The sequence below is a fragment of the Limnohabitans sp. genome, from assembly GCF_031539105.1.
Classification (GTDB): Bacteria; Pseudomonadota; Gammaproteobacteria; order Burkholderiales; family Burkholderiaceae_C; genus Limnohabitans.
Genome location: NZ_JAVKLM010000023.1, coordinates 14,316 through 36,145, shown reverse-complemented (window position 1 = coordinate 36,145; position 21,830 = coordinate 14,316). Strand labels below are relative to the sequence as shown.

At 56.6% G+C, this 21,830-nt stretch carries 24 protein-coding genes; all 24 read left to right on the top strand.

Translation table 11 applies throughout. The annotated features are described in order from the left end of the window. Positions 1-104 precede the first annotated feature (104 nt). The 24 genes from RMR24_RS07065 (at position 105) to tatA (ending at position 21,822) form a co-directional block, all read left to right on the top strand. Complete coding sequence (locus tag RMR24_RS07065) at positions 105-4,820, top strand: glutamate synthase-related protein (protein WP_310614374.1); 4,716 nt, start codon at positions 105-107, stop codon at positions 4,818-4,820. Positions 4,821-4,862: 42 nt separating this feature from the next. Beyond that, on the top strand, positions 4,863-6,344 hold the full coding sequence (locus RMR24_RS07060) for a glutamate synthase subunit beta (RefSeq protein ID WP_310614373.1): 1,482 nt from the start codon (positions 4,863-4,865) through the stop codon (positions 6,342-6,344). A gap of 85 nt (positions 6,345-6,429) precedes the next feature. Beyond that, complete coding sequence (locus tag RMR24_RS07055; RefSeq protein ID WP_310614372.1) at positions 6,430-7,263, top strand: ABC transporter ATP-binding protein; 834 nt, start codon at positions 6,430-6,432, stop codon at positions 7,261-7,263. Beyond that, the gene (gene mlaE / locus RMR24_RS07050) at positions 7,260-8,036 is read left to right on the top strand and encodes a lipid asymmetry maintenance ABC transporter permease subunit MlaE (RefSeq protein ID WP_310614371.1); all 777 of its coding nucleotides are present in this window, start codon (positions 7,260-7,262) and stop codon (positions 8,034-8,036) included. Before RMR24_RS07055 ends, mlaE begins: the two co-directional genes overlap by 4 nt. Before the next feature lie 15 nt (positions 8,037-8,051). Next, complete coding sequence (mlaD, locus tag RMR24_RS07045) at positions 8,052-8,531, top strand: outer membrane lipid asymmetry maintenance protein MlaD (RefSeq protein WP_310614370.1); 480 nt, start codon at positions 8,052-8,054, stop codon at positions 8,529-8,531. Next, positions 8,531-9,286 carry a VacJ family lipoprotein gene (locus tag RMR24_RS07040; RefSeq protein WP_310614369.1) on the top strand — a complete coding sequence of 252 codons (756 nt, stop codon included), beginning with the start codon at positions 8,531-8,533 and terminating at the stop codon, positions 9,284-9,286. Before mlaD ends, RMR24_RS07040 begins: the two co-directional genes overlap by 1 nt. A 47-nt stretch (positions 9,287-9,333) precedes the next feature. Then, positions 9,334-9,975 (top strand): phospholipid-binding protein MlaC, encoded by a 642-nt coding sequence (locus tag RMR24_RS07035; protein ID WP_405023317.1) that lies wholly within the window; start codon positions 9,334-9,336, stop codon positions 9,973-9,975. A gap of 3 nt (positions 9,976-9,978) precedes the next feature. Next, positions 9,979-10,266 (top strand): STAS domain-containing protein, encoded by a 288-nt coding sequence (locus RMR24_RS07030; protein ID WP_310614368.1) that lies wholly within the window; start codon positions 9,979-9,981, stop codon positions 10,264-10,266. A 73-nt stretch (positions 10,267-10,339) separates the two neighbouring features. After that, positions 10,340-11,263 carry an ABC transporter ATP-binding protein gene (locus RMR24_RS07025; protein ID WP_310614367.1) on the top strand — a complete coding sequence of 308 codons (924 nt, stop codon included), beginning with the start codon at positions 10,340-10,342 and terminating at the stop codon, positions 11,261-11,263. Then, the gene (locus RMR24_RS07020) at positions 11,263-12,042 is read left to right on the top strand and encodes an ABC transporter permease (protein WP_310614414.1); all 780 of its coding nucleotides are present in this window, start codon (positions 11,263-11,265) and stop codon (positions 12,040-12,042) included. The genes RMR24_RS07025 and RMR24_RS07020 overlap by 1 nt, the downstream gene beginning before the upstream one ends. Positions 12,043-12,044: 2 nt before the next feature. After that, on the top strand, positions 12,045-12,290 hold the full coding sequence (locus tag RMR24_RS07015) for a BolA family protein (RefSeq protein WP_310614366.1): 246 nt from the start codon (positions 12,045-12,047) through the stop codon (positions 12,288-12,290). 8 nt (positions 12,291-12,298) lie between these two features. Beyond that, the gene (murA, locus tag RMR24_RS07010) at positions 12,299-13,576 is read left to right on the top strand and encodes a UDP-N-acetylglucosamine 1-carboxyvinyltransferase (protein WP_310614365.1); all 1,278 of its coding nucleotides are present in this window, start codon (positions 12,299-12,301) and stop codon (positions 13,574-13,576) included. 20 nt (positions 13,577-13,596) lie between these two features. Next, the gene (hisG, locus tag RMR24_RS07005; RefSeq protein ID WP_310614413.1) at positions 13,597-14,259 is read left to right on the top strand and encodes an ATP phosphoribosyltransferase; all 663 of its coding nucleotides are present in this window, start codon (positions 13,597-13,599) and stop codon (positions 14,257-14,259) included. 25 nt (positions 14,260-14,284) lie between these two features. Beyond that, positions 14,285-15,598: a histidinol dehydrogenase gene (hisD, locus tag RMR24_RS07000; RefSeq protein ID WP_310614364.1), complete on the top strand. Its 1,314-nt coding sequence runs from the start codon at positions 14,285-14,287 to the stop codon at positions 15,596-15,598. Position 15,599: 1 nt separating this feature from the next. Further along, positions 15,600-16,730, top strand: coding sequence for a histidinol-phosphate transaminase (gene hisC, locus RMR24_RS06995; RefSeq protein WP_310614363.1), 1,131 nt, complete (start codon positions 15,600-15,602; stop codon positions 16,728-16,730). Further along, entirely contained in the window at positions 16,727-17,332 is a 606-nt protein-coding gene (hisB, locus tag RMR24_RS06990; protein ID WP_310614362.1) for an imidazoleglycerol-phosphate dehydratase HisB, read from the top strand. Before hisC ends, hisB begins: the two co-directional genes overlap by 4 nt. A gap of 12 nt (positions 17,333-17,344) precedes the next feature. Beyond that, complete coding sequence (gene hisH / locus RMR24_RS06985; protein ID WP_310614361.1) at positions 17,345-18,004, top strand: imidazole glycerol phosphate synthase subunit HisH; 660 nt, start codon at positions 17,345-17,347, stop codon at positions 18,002-18,004. Positions 18,005-18,019: 15 nt separating this feature from the next. Continuing rightward, positions 18,020-18,760, top strand: coding sequence for a 1-(5-phosphoribosyl)-5-[(5-phosphoribosylamino)methylideneamino]imidazole-4-carboxamide isomerase (gene hisA, locus RMR24_RS06980; RefSeq protein WP_310614360.1), 741 nt, complete (start codon positions 18,020-18,022; stop codon positions 18,758-18,760). Next, positions 18,753-19,598 carry a D-hexose-6-phosphate mutarotase gene (locus RMR24_RS06975; RefSeq protein ID WP_310614359.1) on the top strand — a complete coding sequence of 282 codons (846 nt, stop codon included), beginning with the start codon at positions 18,753-18,755 and terminating at the stop codon, positions 19,596-19,598. The genes hisA and RMR24_RS06975 overlap by 8 nt, the downstream gene beginning before the upstream one ends. An 18-nt stretch (positions 19,599-19,616) precedes the next feature. After that, positions 19,617-20,417: an imidazole glycerol phosphate synthase subunit HisF gene (gene hisF, locus RMR24_RS06970; RefSeq protein ID WP_310614358.1), complete on the top strand. Its 801-nt coding sequence runs from the start codon at positions 19,617-19,619 to the stop codon at positions 20,415-20,417. Beyond that, on the top strand, positions 20,417-20,806 hold the full coding sequence (gene hisI / locus RMR24_RS06965; RefSeq protein ID WP_104797002.1) for a phosphoribosyl-AMP cyclohydrolase: 390 nt from the start codon (positions 20,417-20,419) through the stop codon (positions 20,804-20,806). The genes hisF and hisI overlap by 1 nt, the downstream gene beginning before the upstream one ends. Positions 20,807-20,811: 5 nt before the next feature. After that, complete coding sequence (locus tag RMR24_RS06960; RefSeq protein WP_108358497.1) at positions 20,812-21,195, top strand: phosphoribosyl-ATP diphosphatase; 384 nt, start codon at positions 20,812-20,814, stop codon at positions 21,193-21,195. A gap of 7 nt (positions 21,196-21,202) precedes the next feature. Beyond that, positions 21,203-21,559, top strand: coding sequence for a histidine triad nucleotide-binding protein (locus tag RMR24_RS06955; RefSeq protein WP_310614357.1), 357 nt, complete (start codon positions 21,203-21,205; stop codon positions 21,557-21,559). Positions 21,560-21,591: 32 nt separating this feature from the next. Beyond that, positions 21,592-21,822, top strand: coding sequence for a Sec-independent protein translocase subunit TatA (tatA, locus tag RMR24_RS06950; protein ID WP_104797001.1), 231 nt, complete (start codon positions 21,592-21,594; stop codon positions 21,820-21,822). Positions 21,823-21,830: the final 8 nt, after the last annotated feature.

The following is a 21,830-nucleotide window of genomic DNA, read 5'->3' as shown; positions in this document are numbered from 1 at the left end:
AATTGAGATTCAATTAATTAGGTTCTGACCCCAATTAATTTTCTTGGCATGGATGCTGCAATGCAGTATTCTTCACGTCCCGCTGAATTTTTGAGGAATGCGCCATGACCACGGCTGCCCATAAAGCACAACTGCAATCTCAGGGTTTGTACGACCCATCTAACGAACATGACGCCTGTGGCGTGGGCTTTGTTGCTCACATCAAGGGTCAAAAGAGCCACGCCATCGTGGGTCAAGCGCTCAAAATTTTGGAAAACCTCGACCATCGCGGTGCTGTGGGTGCTGACGCACTCATGGGCGACGGTGCAGGTATCTTGATTCAATTGCCAGACGCTTTGTACCGCGAAGAAATGGCGAAGCAGGGCGTTGCCTTGCCACCCATGGGCGAGTACGGCGTGGGCATGGTGTTCTTGCCCAAAGAAAGCGCATCGCGTTTGGCTTGTGAACAAGAGCTAGACCGAGCGGTCAAAGCTGAAGGCCAAGTGTTGTTGGGCTGGCGCGATGTGCCGGTCAACCTTGACATGCCCATGTCGCCACGCGTGCGCGAAAAAGAGCCGGTCATCCGCCAAATTTTCATTGGTCGCGGCAATGACGTGATCGTGCAAGACGCGCTCGAGCGCAAGCTGTATGTCATCCGTAAAACAGCCAGCGCCGCGATTCAAAACTTGAACCTCAAGCACGGCAAAGAGTATTACGTGCCGAGCATGTCTAGCCGCACCATCATTTACAAAGGCTTGCTGCTGGCCGACCAAGTGGGAACGTATTACCGCGACTTGACCGACGAGCGATGCGTGTCTGCCCTCGGCTTGGTGCACCAACGCTTCTCGACCAACACTTTCCCAGAGTGGCCATTGGCTCACCCCTACCGCTACGTGGCGCACAACGGTGAGATCAACACCGTCAAAGGCAACTACAACTGGATGAAGGCCCGCGAAGGCGTGATGTCTTCACCCGTGCTGGGCGATGACCTGCAAAAGCTCTACCCGATCAGCTTCGCTGACCAGTCCGACACCGCCACATTCGACAACTGCCTCGAATTGATGACGATGGCCGGTTACCCCATCAGCCAAGCCGTCATGATGATGATTCCCGAGCCATGGGAAAACCACAACACCATGGACGAGCGCCGCAAGGCCTTCTACGAATACCACGCGGCAATGTTGGAGCCATGGGACGGCCCAGCCTCCATCGTGTTCACCGATGGTCGCCAAATCGGCGCCACGTTGGACCGCAACGGCTTGCGTCCTTCACGCTACTGCATCACCGACGACGACATGGTCATCATGGGCTCTGAGTCTGGCGTGTTGCCCGTGCCAGAAAGCAAGATCGTGCGCAAATGGCGTCTGCAGCCCGGCAAGATGTTCTTGATCGACCTCGAGCAAGGTCGCATGATCGACGACGAAGAACTCAAAGCTGGCCTGACCAACACCAAGCCCTACAAGCAATGGATTGAAAACGTCCGCATCAAGCTCGACGACGTCAAAGGCCACGAAGGCGAAACCGCCAAGGCCAGTGATGAGTCCTTGCTCGACCGCCAACAAGCCTTCGGCTACAGCCAAGAAGACATCAAGTTCTTGATGGCACCTATGGCCATCAACGGCGAAGAAGGCATTGGCTCGATGGGCAACGACAGCCCCTTGGCTGTGCTGTCTAGCAAAAACAAACCGCTGTACAACTACTTCAAGCAGTTGTTCGCGCAAGTGACCAACCCACCGATCGATCCGATCCGTGAAGCCATCGTCATGTCGCTGGTGTCGTTTGTGGGCCCTAAGCCCAACTTGCTCGACATCAACCAAGTCAACCCACCCATGCGTTTGGAAGTCAGCCAGCCTGTGCTGAACTTTGCCGACATGGCCAAGTTGCGTGACATCGAAACGCACACACACGGCAAGTTCAAGAGCGCCACGCTCGACATGACTTACCCCTTGGCTTGGGGCCACGACGGCGTAGAAGCCAAGTTGGCGTCGTTGTGCGCTGAAGCTGTGGACGCCATCAAAGGCGGCCACAATATCCTGATCATCAGCGACCGCGCTGTGAGCGCCACCCAAGTGGCGATTCCCGCTGTGTTGGCCTTGTCTGCGATTCACCAACACTTGGTGCGCGAAGGCTTGCGCACCACCGCTGGTTTGGTGGTGGAGACTGGCAGCGCCCGTGAAGTGCACCACTTTGCTGTGTTGGCAGGCTATGGCGCAGAAGCCGTGCATCCCTACCTCGCGCTCGAAACTCTGGCCAACTTGCACAAAGATTTGCCAGCTGATTTGTCGACCGAGAAAGCCATCTACAACTACATCAAAGCCATTGGCAAAGGTCTGTCAAAGATCATGTCCAAGATGGGTGTGTCGACTTACATGTCTTACTGCGGCGCCCAATTGTTTGAAGCCATCGGCGTCAACAGCGAAACCGTTGAAAAGTATTTCACTGGCACACCTAGCCGCGTGGAAGGCATTGGTATTTTTGAAATGGCCGAAGAAGGCATTCGCATGCACAAGGCCGCGTTCAGCGCTGACCCTGTGCTGGCCAATATGCTTGATACCGGCGGTGAATACGCTTGGCGCGCCCGTGGCGAAGAACACATGTGGACGCCTGATGCGATTGCCAAGTTGCAGCACAGCACACGCTCCAACAACTTCAACACGTACAAAGAGTACGCACAAATCGTCAATGACCAAAACAAGCGTCACCTGACCTTGCGCGGTTTGTTTGAATTCAAGATTGACCCAAGCAAAGCGATCTCGGTGGACGAGGTGGAACCCGCCACTGAAATCGTGAAGCGTTTTGCAACTGGCGCGATGTCGCTGGGTTCTATATCGACAGAAGCACACGCCACCTTGGCCGTGGCGATGAACCGCATTGGCGGCAAGTCCAACACCGGCGAGGGCGGTGAAGACCCAGCGCGTTACCGCAACGAACTCAAAGGCATCCCCATCAAGCAGGGCGACACACTCAAAACCATCATCGGCAACGATGTGGTCGAAGTGGACATGCCTTTGCTGGCGGGTGACAGCCTGCGCTCACGCATCAAGCAAGTGGCTTCGGGCCGCTTTGGTGTGACGGCTGAATACCTGTCTTCATCTGACCAAATTCAGATCAAGATGGCCCAAGGTGCGAAGCCCGGTGAAGGTGGCCAGTTACCAGGCGCGAAAGTGTCTGAGTACATCGGCAAGCTGCGTTACAGCGTGCCAGGCGTGGGTTTGATTTCTCCTCCGCCACACCACGACATTTATTCGATCGAAGACTTGGCTCAGCTGATCCACGACTTGAAGAACGTCGCCCCTCATGCCGACATCAGCGTGAAGTTGGTGGCCGAAATCGGCGTGGGTACGATTGCCGCAGGCGTGGCCAAGTGCAAGGCCGATCACGTGGTCATCGCCGGCCATGACGGCGGCACAGGCGCATCGCCTTGGTCTTCCATCAAGCATTGCGGCTCACCTTGGGAAATCGGCTTGGCTGAAACCCAGCAAACCTTGGTGTTGAACGGTTTGCGTGGCCGTATCCGCGTCCAAGCCGACGGCCAAATGAAGACTGGCCGCGATGTGGCTGTGGGTGCTTTGTTGGGCGCTGACGAGTTTGGCTTTGCCACCGCGCCGCTGGTGGTGGAGGGCTGCATCATGATGCGCAAGTGCCACTTGAACACTTGCCCCGTGGGCGTTGCCACACAAGACCCTGAGTTGCGCAAGAAGTTCACAGGCAAGCCTGAGCACGTCGTCAATTACTTCTTCTTCATCGCTGAAGAAGTCCGTCAAATCATGGCGCAGTTGGGTATCAAGAAGTTTGACGACATGATTGGCCGCGCCGACTTGCTCGATATGCGCCAAGGCATTGAGCATTGGAAAGCGTCTGGCCTCGACTTCGCTCGCTTGTTGGCAGTGCCTCAAGTCGGTGACGACGTGCCTAAGTTTCATGTGGCCCATCAAGACCACGGCTTGGAAAAAGCCCTCGACCAAAAACTCATCGAAAAATCTAAGCCTGCGATCGAGCGCGGCGAGAAGGTGCAGTTCATGGAAGTGGCCCGCAACGTCAACCGCTCGGTCGGTGCGATGTTGTCAGGCGCTGTGACCAAGGTGCACCCCGAAGGTTTGCCAGATGACAGCATCCGCATCCAGTTAGAGGGCACGGGCGGCCAATCGTTTGGTGCGTTCTTGTGCAACGGCATCACGCTGTACCTCATTGGTGACGCCAACGACTACACCGGCAAAGGCCTCTCAGGCGGCCGCGTGGTGGTTCGCCCCAGCATCGATTTCCGCGGTGACGCAGTGAACAACATCATCGTGGGTAACACCGTGATGATTGGCGCAACACGCGGCGAAGCGTTCTTCTCTGGCGTGGCTGGTGAGCGCTTTGCAGTGCGTTTGTCTGGCGCGACGGCTGTCGTCGAAGGCACAGGCGACCACGGTTGCGAATACATGACAGGCGGCACAGTCGCGGTGTTGGGTAAAACCGGCCGCAACTTTGCAGCAGGCATGAGCGGCGGTGTGGCTTACGTGTACGACGAAGACGGCCAGTTCGACAAGAAGTGCAACACCGCCATGGTGTCCATGGAAAAAGTGTTGACCGCTGCCGAACAAGAAGACACCTTGCCACGCGCCATTTGGCACCGGGACCAAACCGACGAAGCGCAACTCAAGAAGTTGCTCGAAGACCACCACCGTTGGACGGGCTCAAAACGCGCACGCGACTTGTTGGACAACTGGTCTACCGCACGCACCAAGTTTGTCAAAGTGTTCCCCAACGAATACAAGCGTGCATTGGGCGAGTTGAACGCAGCCAAGGCTGCCAAAGCGCCAGCTGCTGCGGCTAAAAAAGCCGTCGCTGCCAAGTAACGCACAACGTATTGCAAAGTACCAGCAAATAGGATTTGAATCATGGGAAAAGTCACTGGCTTTATGGAAATTGAGCGCATCGAAGAGGGCTACAAGCCCGTCAAAGAGCGCTTGAAAAACTACGATGAATTTGTGATTGGTTTGGACGACAAACAAGCCAAAGACCAAGCAGCCCGTTGCATGGACTGCGGCACACCGTTTTGTAACAACGGCTGCCCAGTGAACAACATCATTCCGGACTTCAACGAATTGGTGTACCAAAGCGATTGGAAGAATGCGATTGACGTGCTGCACAGCACCAACAACTTCCCCGAGTTCACCGGTCGCATCTGCCCCGCACCTTGCGAAGCCGCTTGTGTGGTGAACGTCAACGGCGACGCCGTGGGCATCAAGTCGATTGAGCACGCGATCATCGACAAAGCTTGGAACGAAGGCTGGGTGGTGGCTCAGCCTGCCAAGCACAAGACAGGCAAAAAAGTGGCAGTGGTAGGCTCTGGCCCTGCCGGCATGGCCGCTGCCCAGCAGTTGGCACGCGTCGGTCACGACGTGACATTGTTCGAAAAGAACGACCACATCGGTGGCTTGCTGCGCTACGGCATTCCCGACTTCAAGATGGAAAAGTCGCACATCGACCGCCGCGCCAAACAGCTGGTAGCCGAAGGCGTGAGCATTCGCACGAATGTGATGGTGGGTGAGTTGCCAAAAGGCTCTAAGGTCACCAACTGGGCCAAGGAAACCATCAGCCCCGCACAGTTGCAAAAAGACTTTGATGCCGTGTTGTTGACCGGCGGTTCCGAGCAGTCACGCGACTTGCCAGCCCCCGGCCGCGACTTGGCTGGCATTCACTTCGCGATGGAGTTCTTGCCACAACAAAACAAGGTCAACGGCGGCGACAAGGTCAAAGACCAATTGCGCGCCGACGGCAAGCACGTGGTGGTCATCGGCGGCGGCGACACCGGCTCTGATTGCGTGGGCACCAGCACACGCCACGGCGCTGTCGGCGTGGTGCAGTTCGAGGTGATGCCTATGCCGCCCGAACACGAGAACAAGCCGATGGTGTGGCCTTACTGGCCGCTGAAGCTGCGCACCAGCTCTAGCCATGACGAGAGCTCTGAGAAGGGTTTGCTCAAGCGCGAATTCGCCATCTCGACCAAAGAGTTTGTCGGCGAGAACGGCAAAGTCACTGGCGTCAAGACCGTTCGTGTCGAATGGAAAGACGGCAAGATGGTGGAAGTGGCTGGTACTGAAGAAATCATCAAAGCCGACCTCGTGTTGTTGGCGATGGGCTTCGTCAACCCTGTGGCCACCATTTTGGAAGGCTTCGGCGTTGAGAAGGATGCACGCGGCAACGCCAAGGCAACGACGGATTTCACAGGTGGTTACGCCACCAACGTGCCCAAAGTGTTTGCGGCAGGCGACATCCGTCGCGGCCAATCTTTGGTCGTCTGGGCCATCCGTGAAGGCCGCCAGGCTGCACGCTCAGTGGACGAGTTCTTGATGGGCGCCAGCGACTTGCCTCGCTAATTTCTCATCTTTACAAGCCATTCACGGCTTGGCTCTAAAATAGCGAAAGCTGGCCTGTTATATCAACAGGCCGGCTTTTGTTTCTATGACCAACACCTTTTCCCTCAATACAAACCCTGATGCGTTGGTCGAGCTGCGCGATGTTCGCTTTGGCTATGGCGAACGCCTCATCTTGGATGGCATTACCCTGACCGTGCCTCGTGGCAAGGTCACGGCGCTCATGGGTGCCTCGGGTGGGGGCAAGACCACGGTGCTGCGTTTGATTGGTGGCCAATACCGTGCGCAGTCCGGTAGCCTGACGTTTGATGGCCAAGAAGTGGCCTCGCTCAACCCCAAAGATTTGTACGCCGTGCGTCGCCGCATGGGCATGTTGTTTCAGTTTGGTGCTTTGTTCACTGATCTGAGCGTGTTTGACAATGTGGCGTTCCCGCTGCGCGAGCATACCGATTTGAGTGAGTCGATGATTCGTGACATCGTGTTGATGAAACTCGAAGCCGTCGGCCTGCGTGGCGCACGCGACTTGATGCCCAGCGAAGTTTCAGGCGGCATGGCCCGTCGTGTGGCCTTGGCGCGCGCGATGGCGCTGGACCCGCAGCTCATCATGTACGACGAGCCCTTTGCAGGCTTGGACCCAATTTCTCTAGGCACGGCGGCCCGTTTGATCCGCCAACTCAACGACACATTGGGCCTCACCAGTGTCATCGTGTCACACGATTTGGATGAAACCTTTCACATCGCAGATCAAGTGATCGTGTTGGCCAACGGCAAGATTGCCGCGCAAGGCACACCCGATGAAGTGCGACACAGCACGGACCCTTTGGTGAAGCAGTTTGTCACCGCAGCGCCTGATGGCCCTGTGCGTTTCCACTACCCAGGCCCATCCGTGGCGCAAGACTTTGGTGTGGAGGGGACGTTATGAAATTCATCGCCAATTTAGGTTTTGCTGTTCGTAGCTACTTGGCCGGTTTGGGTTTGGGCGCACGTTTGTTTGTGCGCTTGATGTCAGAGTTTGGCGGCAATATGCGCCGCTTTGGCTTGGTGCGCGACCAAGTGCATTTCTTGGGTAACTACTCTTTGGCCATCATTGCGGTGTCCGGCTTGTTTGTCGGCTTTGTGCTCAGCTTGCAGGGCTACTACACCTTGCAGCGTTATGGTTCATCCGAAGCTTTGGGTTTGTTGGTGGCCTTGAGCTTGGTGCGCGAGCTTGGTCCCGTGGTGAGTGCCTTGTTGTTTGCAGGCCGTGCCGGTACATCGCTCACTGCTGAAATTGGTCTGATGAAAGCGGGTGAGCAACTCAGCGCCATGGACATGATGGCGGTCGATCCTGTGCGCCGCATCTTGGGTCCACGCTTTTGGGGCGGCATCATTGCTTTGCCCTTGCTCTCAGCGGTGTTCAGTGCCGTCGGCATTTTGGGCGGCTGGATGGTGGGTGTGTTGATGATTGGCGTTGACGCTGGCTCGTTTTGGAGCCAGATGCAAGGCGGCGTTGACGTGTGGAAAGACGTGGGCAATGGCGTGGTCAAAAGCATCGTGTTTGGTGTGACCGTCACGTTTGTCGCACTGCTGCAAGGCTATGAAGCCCAGCCCACGCCCGAAGGTGTTTCGCGCGCTACTACCAAGACGGTGGTGGTCGCTTCGTTGGCTGTGTTGGGGTTGGATTTCATCCTCACCGCCATGATGTTCAGTATTTGATGAATCGAGGAAGCTATGCAACGCTCCAAAAATGACGTGTGGGTAGGTTTGTTCGTGCTCTTGGGTGCAGCGGCCATTTTGTTCTTGGCTCTGAAGTCAGCCAACTTGCTGACCTTGAATTTCCAGTCCAACTACACCGTGAGTGGTCGCTTTGACAACATCGGTGGCTTGAAGCGCCAAGCTGCCGTCAAGAGCGCAGGTGTGGTGGTGGGGCGTGTGGAATCGGTCACGTTTGACGACAAAACCTTCCAAGCCACGGTCACGATGAACATCGAGAGCCGTTACCAATTTCCCAAAGACAGCTCTTTGAAAATCCTCACCAGCGGTTTGTTGGGCGAGCAATACATCGGCATCGAAGCGGGCGCAGAGGCTGACAACTTAGCCAATGGCGACCGTATTCAAGCCACGCAATCGGCGGTGGTGTTGGAGAATTTGATCAGCCAGTTCATGTACAACAAGGCGGCAGATCCTGCGCCTGATAAGGGGGGCAAATGATGCGTGTGAACTTTCAACGCTTGGCTGTCCATACGGTGCTTGCAACTTTGGTTGCCCTCAGCGCCGGCTGTGCCACGGGCCCCAATGCCAACCCCAAAGATCCTCTGGAGCCCATGAACCGCAAGGTGGCGACGTTCAACGATGTGTTGGATGACAACGTGCTCAAGCCGGTCGCTACAGGTTACCGTGATTACACGCCACAACCTGTTCAAACTGGGGTGAGCAATTTTTTTCGCAATTTGTCTGACGTTTGGTCAACGGTTAACAGTGGTTTGCAACTCAAAGGGCGCGATACCGCAGAATCATTGATGCGTGTAGTGGTCAACACCACCTTGGGTATTTACGGCATTTTCGATGTGGCGACTGAAATTGGTTTGCAACGCCATCCAGAAGACTTCGGACAGACGCTGGGTTATTGGGGTGTGCCGAGTGGACCTTATTTGGTCTTGCCACTCTTTGGGCCATCGACTGTGCGTGATACCAGCGTTTTTCCGCTTGAAACCTCGGTCGATTTTGTGCGTCAGCACGACGATATAGCTGTGCGTAACACGGCGATGGCCTTACGTATCGTGGATAAACGTGCAAGTTTTTTGAAAACGACAGATCTACTCTCGGGTGCTGCGATTGATAAATACAGCTTCACCCGTGACTCGTATTTGCAGTTCCGTCGCAATCAGGTGTTTGACGGCAATCCACCAGACGACGAAGAACTGGTTGATCCGAGTGCCGACACGGCAACGCCGTCAGCCAAATAAGCGGATCCCGCGTTAATTAAGAATTGAATCCTTTGGAGTTTGAAGTCATGAACCGCTTTTTGTCACGTCGCCATTTGTCTGCTTGGGTGCTTGGCGTCGCTTGCGCACTCGGTATGGTGGGCGTTGCGCAGGCCGCTGATGAGGCGGCGGACATGTTTATCAAACGCGTGTCATCCGATATCTTGGATGCCATCAAGGCAGATAAATCGATAAAAAACGGTGAAGTAAACAAGATCATCACCTTGGTCGATCAGCGCGTCATGCCCAACGTCAACTTTTTGCGTATGACGGCTTCTGCGGTTGGCCCGGGCTGGCGTCAAGCCACGCCTGAGCAGCAAAAGCGTTTGCAAGAAGAATTCAAAATTTTGCTGGTTCGCACCTATTCAGGTGCCTTGGAGCAAGTGAGTGACCAAGCGATTGTGGTTAAGCCTTTGCGTGCAGCTGATGACGACAAAGAGGTGCTGGTGCGCACCGAAGTGCGCGGCAAAGGCGACCCCATTCAGCTGGACTACCGTGTTGAAAAGGCCGCTGGTGGTGGGTGGAAGGTTTACAACATGAACGTCATGGGCATTTGGTTGGTCGAAAACTACAAAACCCAATTCGCCCAAGAAATCAACGCCAAAGGCGTGGAAGGCTTGATCGCCAGCTTAGCCGAGCGCAACAAAACCAATGCTCGCGCATCCAAATAAAACATGACTGCCACGCATACTTCCGTTGCTTTGCCTGCTGTGTTGATGCAGGTGCAAGCGCAAGCTGTCACAGACGAGCTGGCCCCGTTGTTGGGTTCCTGCGTGTCTGAAGGTGGCGAGGCGATATTGGATGCATCAGCACTCACCCAGTTCGACTCCTCGGCGCTGGCTGTCATCTTGGCTTGCCGCCGTGCGGTGTTGGCGCGTGGTGCACATCTGCGCATCACAGGTCTACCAGAGCGTGCTCAAGCGTTGGCCAAGGTCTACGGTTTAAGCGCTTTGCTCCAGTAAAACAGGTTCTAGGTGCCCAAGTAGGCGCAATCAAGTCAGGGCATCGGTAAAGCCTTAAAATCAGAGGCTACTCATGTCCGCTATTTCTTTCCAATCCGTCTCCAAAACTTTCCAAACCGCCCGAGGTCCGTTTCAGGCGCTCGATGGTGTGCGTTTTGATGTGCAAAAAGGCGAGTTCTTCGGGCTTTTAGGCCCCAACGGCGCGGGCAAAACCACCCTCATCAGCATCTTGGCCGGTTTGGCCCAAGCCACGTCTGGCTCGGTGTTGGTGCACGGCGTCAATGTGGCCACCCAATGCGCTCAAGCCCGCCGCATGCTGGGCGTGGTGCCACAAGAGCTGGTGTTTGACCCCTTCTTCAATGTGCGCGAAGCCTTAAAGTTCCAATCCGGCTACTTTGGCGTCAAACACAACGACGATTGGATTGACGAGCTGCTGCATAGCCTCGGCCTGACTGACAAAGCCAACCACAACATGCGCCAACTTTCAGGCGGCATGAAGCGCCGCATGTTGGTGGCGCAAGCCTTGGTGCACAAACCATCCGTCATCGTGCTCGACGAGCCCACGGCGGGTGTGGATGTGGAGCTGCGCCAAACTCTGTGGCAGTTCATTGCCAAGCTCAACCGCGAGGGCAGCACCGTGTTGCTGACCACGCATTACCTCGAAGAAGCCGAAGCTTTGTGCAGCCGCATTGCCATGTTGAAAAACGGCAAAGTGGTGGCCCTTGACAGCACCACCGAGTTGCTCAAAGCTGCGTCTAGCAATGTGTTGCGCTTCAAACTCGACACCGAATTGCCAGCCGCGCTAGCTGCTAAGGCGCGTGTGACGGGGCGCATTGTGCAGTTTCCCGCCAATGATGCGTTGGAGATTGAGCACTACCTTGCTGCGGTACGCGAAGCAGGCTTACAAGCCCAAGACGTGGAAATTCGCAAAGCCGATTTGGAAGACGTGTTCTTAGATGTGATGCACAAAAGCGAAGAAACAGGAGCACAAGCATGATGACCGGTTGGACCATGCTGTTCTACAAAGAGGTGCTGCGGTTTTGGAAAGTCGGTTTCCAAACCGTGGCGGCGCCCGTGCTCACGGCGGTGATGTACTTGATGATTTTTGGCCATGTGCTCGAAGCGCATGTGCAGGTGTATGACGGCGTGAGCTACACCGCGTTTTTGATCCCGGGCCTCGTGATGATGAGCGTGTTGCAAAACGCGTTTGCCAATAGCTCGTCATCGATGGTGCAAAGCAAGATCATGGGCAACTTGGTGTTCTTGTTGCTCACGCCTTTGTCGCACTGGAGCTGGTTCTTTGCCTACGCTATATCGGCCATGGTGCGCGGCTTGTTGGTGGGTACGGGTGTGTTGCTGGCGGGCGTGCTGTTTGTGTGGCAATCGTCTGTATTGAATTTTTCGCTCATGCCCTTGCAGCCTGTATGGGTCATCGCCTTTGCGGTGATGGGCGCACTCATGTTGGGTTCGCTTGGTTTGATCGCTGGCTTGTGGGCCGATAAGTTTGACCAAATGGCCGCCTTCCAAAACTTCATCATCATGCCGATGACGTTTTTGAGTGGCGTGTTTTACTCCATCCACTCACTGCCAAGCTTTTGGCAAAGTGTGAGCCACCTCAATCCGTTTTTCTACATGATCGACGGTTTTCGCTTTGGCTTTTTTGGCCAGAGTGATGTGTCGCCTTGGTTGAGCTTGGGTGTGGTGGGTGTGTGCCTTGGTTTTGTGTCGGCCGTCGCGCTGCACTTGCTGCGCACGGGTTACAAGATTCGAGGATAACTATGACTGCCGAACAATTGCAAGCCATCATCGCTGCAGGTCTGCCTTGCGAGCATTTGCACGTCGAGGGCGATGGCCGTCATTGGTATGCCACATTGGTCTCTGCTGAGTTTGAAGGCAAGCGCCTCATCCAACGCCACCAGCAGGTGTATGCAACCTTGGGCGAGAAAATCAAAACTGACGAAGTGCACGCTTTGTCGATGAAAACCTACACGCCTGCCGAGTGGCAAGCTGCTCCTAAAGCTTAAGAAACCCTATGGATAAATTACTCGTTCGCGGCGGCCGCACCCTCAATGGTGAAGTGCTGATTTCTGGCGCTAAAAATGCGGCCCTGCCCGAGCTGTGTGCAGCCTTGTTGACAGACCAGCCTGTGACGTTGCAAAACGTGCCGCAGTTGCAAGACGTGGCCACCATGCTCAAGCTCATCCGCAACATGGGTGTGACGGCTGAGCGTGCAGACGACGGCACGGTCAGCTTGGATGCTGGCAGTTTGAACAACCCCGAAGCCCCTTACGAGCTGGTCAAAACCATGCGCGCTTCGGTGCTGGCACTTGGCCCCTTATTGACCCGCTTTGGCCACGCCAAGGTGTCGCTGCCCGGCGGTTGCGCCATTGGCTCACGCCCTGTGGATCAGCACTTGAAAGGCTTGCAAGCCATGGGTGCGGAGATTGAGGTGGACCACGGCTACATGGTTGCCAAATTGGGCGGCGGTCGCAAACGTCTCAAAGGCGCACGCATTGCCACCGATATGGTGACCGTCACTGGTACAGAAAACTTCCTCATGGCCGCGGCATTGGCCGACGGTGAAACCGTGTTGGAAAACGCCGCGCAAGAGCCAGAGATTCCAGACTTGGCCGAAATGCTCATTGCCATGGGCGCGAAGATTGAAGGCCATGGTACGAGCCGCATCCACATCCAAGGTGTGGATCGCTTGCACGGTTGCACCCACAAAGTGGTGGCCGACCGCATTGAAGCCGGCACGTTCTTGTGTGCAGTGGCTGCCACTGGCGGCGACGTGTTTTTGCGTCACGCCCGTGCCGACCATTTGGACGCGGTCATCGACAAGCTGCGCGATGCAGGCGCTGTGGTCACAGCCAACGAAGACGGCATTCGCATCCAAGGCACTGCGCCCGCGTATGAACACCTCAAGGCGCAAAATTTCCGCACCACCGAATACCCAGGCTTCCCCACCGACATGCAAGCGCAGTTCATGGTGTTGAACGCCATTGCCAAGGGCGCATCGAAGGTGACCGAAACGATTTTTGAAAACCGCTTCATGCACGTCAACGAGTTGGTGCGCTTGGGCGCACACATCCAAATCGACGGCAAAGTGGCTGTGCTTGAAGGTGTGCAAAAGCTCTCCGGTGCGACCGTCATGGCCACCGACTTGCGCGCCTCTGCCTCGCTGGTGATTGCTGGCTTGGTGGCCGATGGCGAAACCTTGGTAGACCGCATCTACCACTTGGACCGTGGTTACGACAAGATGGAAGCCAAGCTGCGCGCCATCGGTGCCGATATCGAAAGAGTGAAATGAACGGTAACGAAAAAAATACCATGCTGACCTTGGCGCTCTCTAAGGGCCGTATCTTTGACGAAACCATGCCGTTGCTCAAAGCCGCAGGCATTGAGGTGCTCGAAGACCCAGAAAAATCTCGCAAGCTCATCTTGCCGACTAACCACGCCAACGTGCGCGTGGTGTTGGTGCGTGCGTCTGACGTGCCCACGTATGTGCAATATGGCGGCGCTGATTTGGGCGTGACGGGCCTAGACACCCTCATCGAACATGGCGGTGGCGTGGCTGGCGGTGTAGCAACCGCGGGTCTGTACCAACCCCTCGATTTGCAAATCGCCAAATGCCGCATGAGCGTGGCGGTGCGTTCCGATTTCGACTACGCCGCAATGGTTAAACAAGGCGCGCGCTTGAAAGTGGCCACCAAGTACACCACCATCGCGCGTGACTTCTTCGCCACCAAAGGCGTGCACGTGGATTTGGTCAAGCTCTATGGCTCCATGGAATTGGCCCCGCTCACCGGCTTGGCTGATGCCATCGTCGACTTGGTGTCGACCGGCAACACGCTCAAAGCCAACCACTTGGTGGAAGTCGAACGCATCATGGACATCAGCTCACGCTTGGTGGTCAACCAAGCCGCACTCAAGATGAAGCAGGCCGATATTCGCCGCATCATCGATGCGTTTTCTGCCGCGCTTGCTAAATAAACCTTTCACCACACACGTACACAAGATGGCCAAACCGCTTCGTCTCTCGACCACCAGCCCCACCTTTGAAGCTGATTTCAAAGCGCGTCTGCATTGGTCTGCCGACACCGACGCAGCCATCGAGCAACGCGTGGCCGACATCTTGGCCGACGTGCAAAAGCGTGGCGATGCCGCTGTGCTGGAGTACACCGAGCGCTTTGATGGTTTGAAGGTCGACAGCATGGCTGCGTTGGAGCTCACGCAAACCGAACTCAAAGCCGCGTTCGATGGTTTGCCCGCCGAACAACGCGATGCCTTGCAAGCCGCAGCCGCACGCGTGCGCAGCTATCACGAGGCGCAAAAGAAAGCCAGTGGCGAAAGTTGGACTTACCGCGATGCCGATGGCACGTTGCTGGGCCAAAAAGTCACGCCGCTCGACCGCGTGGGCATCTATGTGCCCGGTGGCAAAGCCGCTTATCCATCCAGCGTGTTGATGAACGCCATTCCTGCGCACGTTGCGGGCGTCGAAGAAATCATCATGGTTGTGCCTACGCCTAAAGGCGAAAAGAACTCACTCGTGCTGGCCGCAGCGTATGTGGCCGGCGTGAGCCGCGCTTTCACCATCGGTGGCGCACAAGCTGTGGCCGCGTTGGCTTATGGCACTGCCACAGTGCCAGCGGTGGACAAAATCACTGGCCCCGGCAACGCCTATGTGGCTGCTGCCAAGCGCCGCGTGTTTGGCACCGTGGGTATCGACATGATTGCAGGCCCCAGCGAAATTTTGGTGTTGGCCGATGGTTCTACGCCTGCTGATTGGGTGGCTATGGATTTGTTCAGCCAAGCCGAGCACGACGAGCTGGCGCAAAGCGTGTTGCTCTGCCCGGATGTCGCTTACATCGACCGCGTGCAAGCCGAGATCGAACGCTTGCTGCCGCAAATGCCGCGCAAAGACATCATCGAAAAGTCCCTCAATGGCCGTGGTGTGCTCATTCACACCCGCAGCATGGAAGAGGCGTGCGCCATCAGCAACCGCATTGCACCCGAGCACTTAGAGGTGTCGAGTAACGAGCCCCACAAGTGGGAGCCACTGCTCAAGCACGCAGGCGCGATTTTCTTGGGCGCTTTCACCAGCGAAAGCTTGGGCGACTACTGTGCTGGCCCCAACCACGTGTTGCCCACCAGCGGCACGGCGCGTTTCAGCTCGCCTTTGGGCGTGTACGACTTTCAAAAACGCAGCAGCTTGATCGAGGTGAGCGAGCAGGGCGCACAAACGCTGGGCAAGATTGCCGCCGTGTTGGCCTATGGCGAAGGCTTGCAAGCCCACGCCATGGCGGCTGAGTTCCGTTTGAAGAAAGACTGACATGACGAACGCACTGCGTTTCATTCGCCCCGACGTCCAAGCCATGCACGCCTATGCCGTGCAACACTCGGTGGGCATGGTCAAGCTTGATGCGATGGAAAACCCATTCACGCTCTCGCCCGAATTGCAGGCTCAGTTGGGCGCGCGTTTGGGCGCGGTGGAGGTCAACCGTTACCCCGGCGCTCGCATCGACGACTTGAAGAATGCGTTGGCGAAATACGTCGACTTGCCCGCAGGCTTAGGCCTGATGTTGGGCAACGGCTCTGACGAACTCATTTCTTTGTTGTCGCAAGCTTGCGCCGCGCCCGGTGCTCAAGATCGCGCCAAAGTCGTCGCCCCAGAGCCCGGCTTTGTCATGTACGGCATGAGCGCGCAGTTGCAAGGTTTGCAATACATCGGCGTGCCACTCAAGACTGACTTTGAGCTGGACGAAGCCGCCATGTCTGCCGCCATCGCGCAGCACGAACCCGCCATTGTTTACATCGCCTACCCCAACAACCCCACGGCCAATTTGTGGGACGCCGACACCATTCGCCGCCTCATCACGCAGGTCAGCGCTTACGGTGGCTTGGTGGTGATGGACGAGGCGTATCAGCCGTTCTCCAGCAAAAGCTGGCTCGACGAAATTCGCCAACACCCCGCGGCCAATGCCCATGTGTTGTTGATGCGCACGCTGTCTAAGTTCGGTTTGGCTGGCATTCGCTTGGGCTACATGATTGCCCCGCAGGCGCTGATCAACGAAGTCGATAAACTGCGCCCGCCTTACAACGTGAGCGTGCTCAACGCCGAATGCGCTTTGTTTGCACTCGAGCACACAGATGTTTTTGCCCAGCAAGCTGCCGTCATTCGCACCGAGCGTGAAGCCTTGTTCAAAGCTTTGCAGCAAATGGCAGGCGTCACGCCTTACGCCAGCGAAGCCAACATGATGGTGCTGCGTTTCAATGGTGAGGGTGATGCCGCCAACCGCGCTTTTGAGGTCTTGAAGGCCCACAAAGTGCTGGTGAAGAACGTTTCTAAAATGCACCCACTGCTTGCCAATTGTTTGCGTTTGACCATTGGCACACCCGACGAGAACAAACAACTTTTGGCTGCCCTGCCAGCCGCTCTCTCTTCATCGAAAGTCACGACATGACATCCCAAACAGCAGCACGTACGGCCGAAGTCAGCCGCAACACGGCCGAGACCCAAATCACCGTCAAGATCAACCTCGACGGCACGGGGCAATCCAAGCTTTCAACCGGCATTGGTTTTTTTGACCATATGCTCGACCAAATCGCGCGTCATGGTTTGATTGACCTCGACATCCAAGCCAAGGGCGACTTGCACATCGACGGCCACCACACCGTGGAAGATGTGGGCATCACCTTGGGTCAAGCGTTTGCCAAAGCCGTCGGCGACAAAAAAGGCATTCGCCGCTATGGTCATGCCTATGTGCCGCTCGACGAAGCCCTCAGCCGCGTGGTGGTAGATTTTTCGGGTCGCCCAGGCCTCATCATGCACGTGCCGTTCAAGAGCGGCATGATCGGCGAGTTCGACAGCCAATTGGCGTTTGAGTTTTTCCAAGGTTTTGTGAATCACGCATTTGTGACCCTGCACATTGACAACTTGCGCGGCGAAAACGCGCACCACCAAGCTGAGACCGTGTTCAAAGCCTTTGCCCGCGCCTTGCGTGCCGCACTCGAACTCGATCCACGCTCAGCCGGCATGATTCCATCCACCAAGGGAAGCTTGTGATCCCTCGCGCGTATGAATAACAAAGTCGCCGTCGTTGATTACGGCATGGGCAACCTGCGCTCTGTGGCGCAGGCTGTGATGCATGCCGCTTCAGTGGTGGACCATGCGGAAGTGATCGTCACCTCCGACCCGCAAGTGGTGCGCAACGCGCATCGCGTGGTCTTGCCCGGCCAAGGCGCAATGCCTGACTGCATGCGCGAGTTGCGCCAGTCCGGCTTGCTTGAGGCCGTGTTGGACGCCGCCGATAAAAAGCCTTTGTTTGGCGTTTGCGTGGGCATGCAAATGTTGCTCGACCACAGCGCCGAGGGCGACACACCTAGCCTAGGCCTGATCCCCGGCGAAGTGGTGCAGTTTGACCTGGCAGGTCGCACCCAAGCTGACGGCAGTCGCTTCAAAGTGCCTCAGATGGGTTGGAACCAAGTGCAGACCACACGCCCACATTTCATGTGGACCGATGTGCCTTCAGAAAATGGGGGCAGCTACTTCTATTTCGTGCACAGTTTCTACGCCCTTCCAGCGAACCCAGAGCACTGTGCGGCCCAAACTGACTACGGCGGCCTTTTTACATGCGCTGTGGCCCGCGACAACATTTTTGCGACACAATTTCACCCCGAGAAGAGCGCGGCGCATGGTTTGGCCCTGTACCGCAACTTTCTGCACTGGAACCCTTGAACTTTTAACGCCATCATGTATTTAATTCCTGCCATTGACCTCAAAGACGGACATTGCGTGCGCCTCAAACAAGGCGACATGGAGCAATCCACCACCTTCGGTGAAGACCCCGCGCAAATGGCGCTCAACTGGGTGGCCAAAGGCGCCCGTCGGCTGCACTTGGTTGACTTGAATGGCGCCTTCGCTGGCACACCACAAAACAAAGCGGCTATCAAAGCTATTTTGAAAGCCGTGGGGCACGACATTCCCGTGCAGTTGGGTGGCGGCATTCGTGACCTCGACACGATTGAAAAATACATTGATGCTGGCTTGACCTACGTCATCATCGGCACCGCAGCTGTGAAGAACCCTGGCTTCTTGCGCGACGCGTGCAGCGCCTTTGGTGGTCACATCATCGTGGGTCTTGATGCCAAAGACGGCAAAGTCGCCACCGACGGTTGGAGCAAGCTCACCGGCCACGACGTGGCTGACCTTGGTAAGAAGTTTGAAGACTACGGCGTTGAGTCCATCATCTACACCGACATCGGCCGCGATGGCATGCTGACGGGCATCAACATCGACGCCACCGTCAAACTGGCACAAGCCGTGTCGATCCCCATCATTGCCTCTGGCGGTTTGTCCAACATGGCCGACATCGATCAGTTGTGCGCCGTGGAAGACGAGGGCGTGGAAGGCGTGATCTGCGGTCGTGCCATTTACAGCGGCGATTTGGACTTTGAAAAAGCCCAAGCCCGCGCTGACGAACTCAATGGCTGATGAGCAATTTGAAGGTCTCGCCTGCCAGCGCTTGACCTTGTCTTGCGGCGACACCGTGTTGGTGGCCCTGCAAGGCGCGCATGTGTTGTCGTGGGTCAGCCAAGGCCGCGAGCGTTTGTATCTCAGCCCCGATAACCTGTGGGATGGCAAGTCCGCCATCCGTGGCGGTGTGCCGGTGTGCTTCCCCCAGTTCAACCAACGCGGCACATTGCCCAAGCATGGCTTTGCCCGCAACATGGCGTGGCAAGCTGGCGAGGCAGTGGCCAGCGGCGACGCCGCCCACATAGCCTTCACCCTCAGCAACAACCCCGACACACTCGCCACTTGGCAGCAAGCCTTTGTGGCTGTGTTGCGCGTCGCGCTTGCACCCGGCCAGCTGACCCTCACGCTGACCATCAACAACACCGAAGCGCAAAATGAATTGCACTTCACTGGCGCACTGCACACCTACCTTGCAGTGGACGACATTGACCTGACCGAGCTGCGTGGCCTAGGCGGTCGCCCCGAGTGGGACGCTGTTGCCGATGTGCATGGCTTGGCCGACGAGGTGCTGTACTTTGATGGTGAGTTTGACCGCGTGTACACACGTGATGAAAGCGCAGCGTCAAACCCGCTGCACTTGCAAGACGGCACAAGCACGCTACAAATTGAACAAAGCCCCTCATGGGCCAACTCAGTGGTGTGGAACCCGGGCGAAGCTAAATGCGTTGCATTGGCTGACATGCCCGCTCATGGTTTTGCGCGCATGTTGTGCGTGGAAGCCGCGCAGGTGTTTGAACCCATCTCTATCTCCGCTGGTGGCCAATGGGTGGGCTGGCAGCGTTTGACCGTTTCTTGAAGAACTCTTTGGACCTCTATGCTGGCTAAGCGCATCATTCCTTGTCTCGACGTGACTGGCGGTCGCGTCGTCAAAGGCGTCAACTTTGTCGAGCTGCGCGATGCAGGCGACCCTGTGGAAATCGCGGCACGCTACAACGACCAAGGCGCAGACGAGCTCACCTTCCTAGACATCACCGCCACCAGCGACGCGCGCGATGTGATTCTTCATATCATCGAAGCTGTGGCCAGCCAGGTGTTCATCCCCCTCACCGTGGGCGGTGGTGTGCGCACCGTCGACGACGTGCGCCGCATGCTCAACGCTGGCGCTGACAAAGTGAGCTTTAACTCTGCGGCCATTGCCAACCCACAAGTCATTCGCGATGCCTCAGCCAAATACGGCGCACAGTGCATCGTCGTGGCCATCGACGCCAAACGCCGCACTGCTGAAGACGAACAACGCGCAGGTGCAAACGGTTTGCCCGTCGGCCCCGGCTGGGATGTGTTCAGCCACGGTGGGCGCAAAAACGTAGGCCTAGATGCCGTGGCGTGGGCCAAGCAAATGGCCGACTACGGCGCAGGCGAAATCTTGCTCACCAGCATGGACCGCGATGGCACCAAAAGCGGCTTTGACTTGCAGCTCACCCGGGCCGTGTCCGACATCGTGCCCGTGCCTGTGATCGCCTCAGGTGGCGTGGGCAACCTCGACCACTTGGCCGACGGCGTGCAACAAGGCGGTGCAGACGCTGTGCTGGCTGCGAGCATCTTTCACTACGGCGAATACACCGTGCAGCAGGTGAAACAGCGGATGCGTGAGCGCGGCATTCCAGTGAGGTTGTGATGACTTGGCTTAACGAAATCAAATGGGATGACAAGGGGCTGGTGCCCGTGATCGCTCAAGAAAAAGACAGCGGCGATGTGCTGATGTTTGCGTGGATGAACCGTGAGGCGCTGCAAAAAACGGCTGAGCTCAAGCGTGCGGTGTATTTCAGCCGCTCACGAAATAAGCTGTGGTTCAAGGGCGAGGAGTCGGGCCATGTGCAAACAGTGCACGACATTCGCATTGACTGCGACAACGATGTGGTGTTGCTCAAGGTGACGCAAGAAGGGCACGAGCCCGGCATTGCCTGCCATACTGGCCGCCATAGCTGCTTTTACCAGCGCCTTGAAGGTGAAGCATGGCACGCTTGCGAGCCAGTGCTGAAAGACCCCGAATCAATTTACAAGTGAACACCATGAGTTCGACCCCTGTGACCCATTTAGACACCCTACAACGTCTGGCTGACGTCATTGAAAGCCGCAAGCCCGCCAACGGTGGCGACCCCGAGAAGAGCTACGTTTCGCGCTTGTTACACAAAGGCCCAGACGCCTTTTTGAAGAAAATTGGCGAAGAAGCCACTGAAACTGTGATGGCCGCCAAAGACGTGGATCACGGCGGTGACGCTTCTAAGCTGGTGTACGAAGTGGCCGACCTGTGGTTTCACAGCATGATCGCTTTGGCGCACTATGGCTTGAAGCCCTCCGACGTGATTGATGAGCTGGCCCGGCGCGAAGGCTTGAGCGGCTTGGAAGAAAAAGCCTTGCGCAAAGCGCAAGCACGCGAAGCCGCAGGCGAGTGAGGGTCGCATGACAGACGACCACTGCATTTTTTGCAAAATCATCGCAGGCAAAATTCCTTCCCGCAAGGTGTACGAAGACGACGAGATTTTCGCGTTTCACGACATCAACCCCTGGGCGCCTGTGCATTTCTTGATCATCCCCAAGCTGCACATCCCCTCGGTGGCACACGCCACGCCCGAGCACGAAGGCTTACTGGGCCGCATGATGTTGCTGGCGCCTAAGCTGGCGTTCCAAGAAGGTGCAAGACCTTACCCAGAAGGGGGCTTTCGCCTCGTGACCAACACAGGGGCTGAGGGCGGCCAAGAAGTTCACCACATGCACTGGCATGTCATGGGCGGTCCACGCCCTTGGTTGCGCGGCTGATTAGAATTCACACAATTACTTAGGAGTCACACATGGGTTCGTTTTCAATTTGGCATTGGTTGATCGTGTTGTTGATCGTCATCATGGTGTTCGGTACCAAGAAGCTACGCAATCTTGGCGGCGATTTGGGCGGTGCTGTGAAGGGCTTCAAAGACGGCATGAAAGATGGCAGCGCACCTGCCGACGACAAAGCAGCTGCACCCGCTGCTGCTGTGTCTGCCGACAAAAACACCATTGACGTTGAAGTCAAGAACAAGTCTTAATTGCCGTT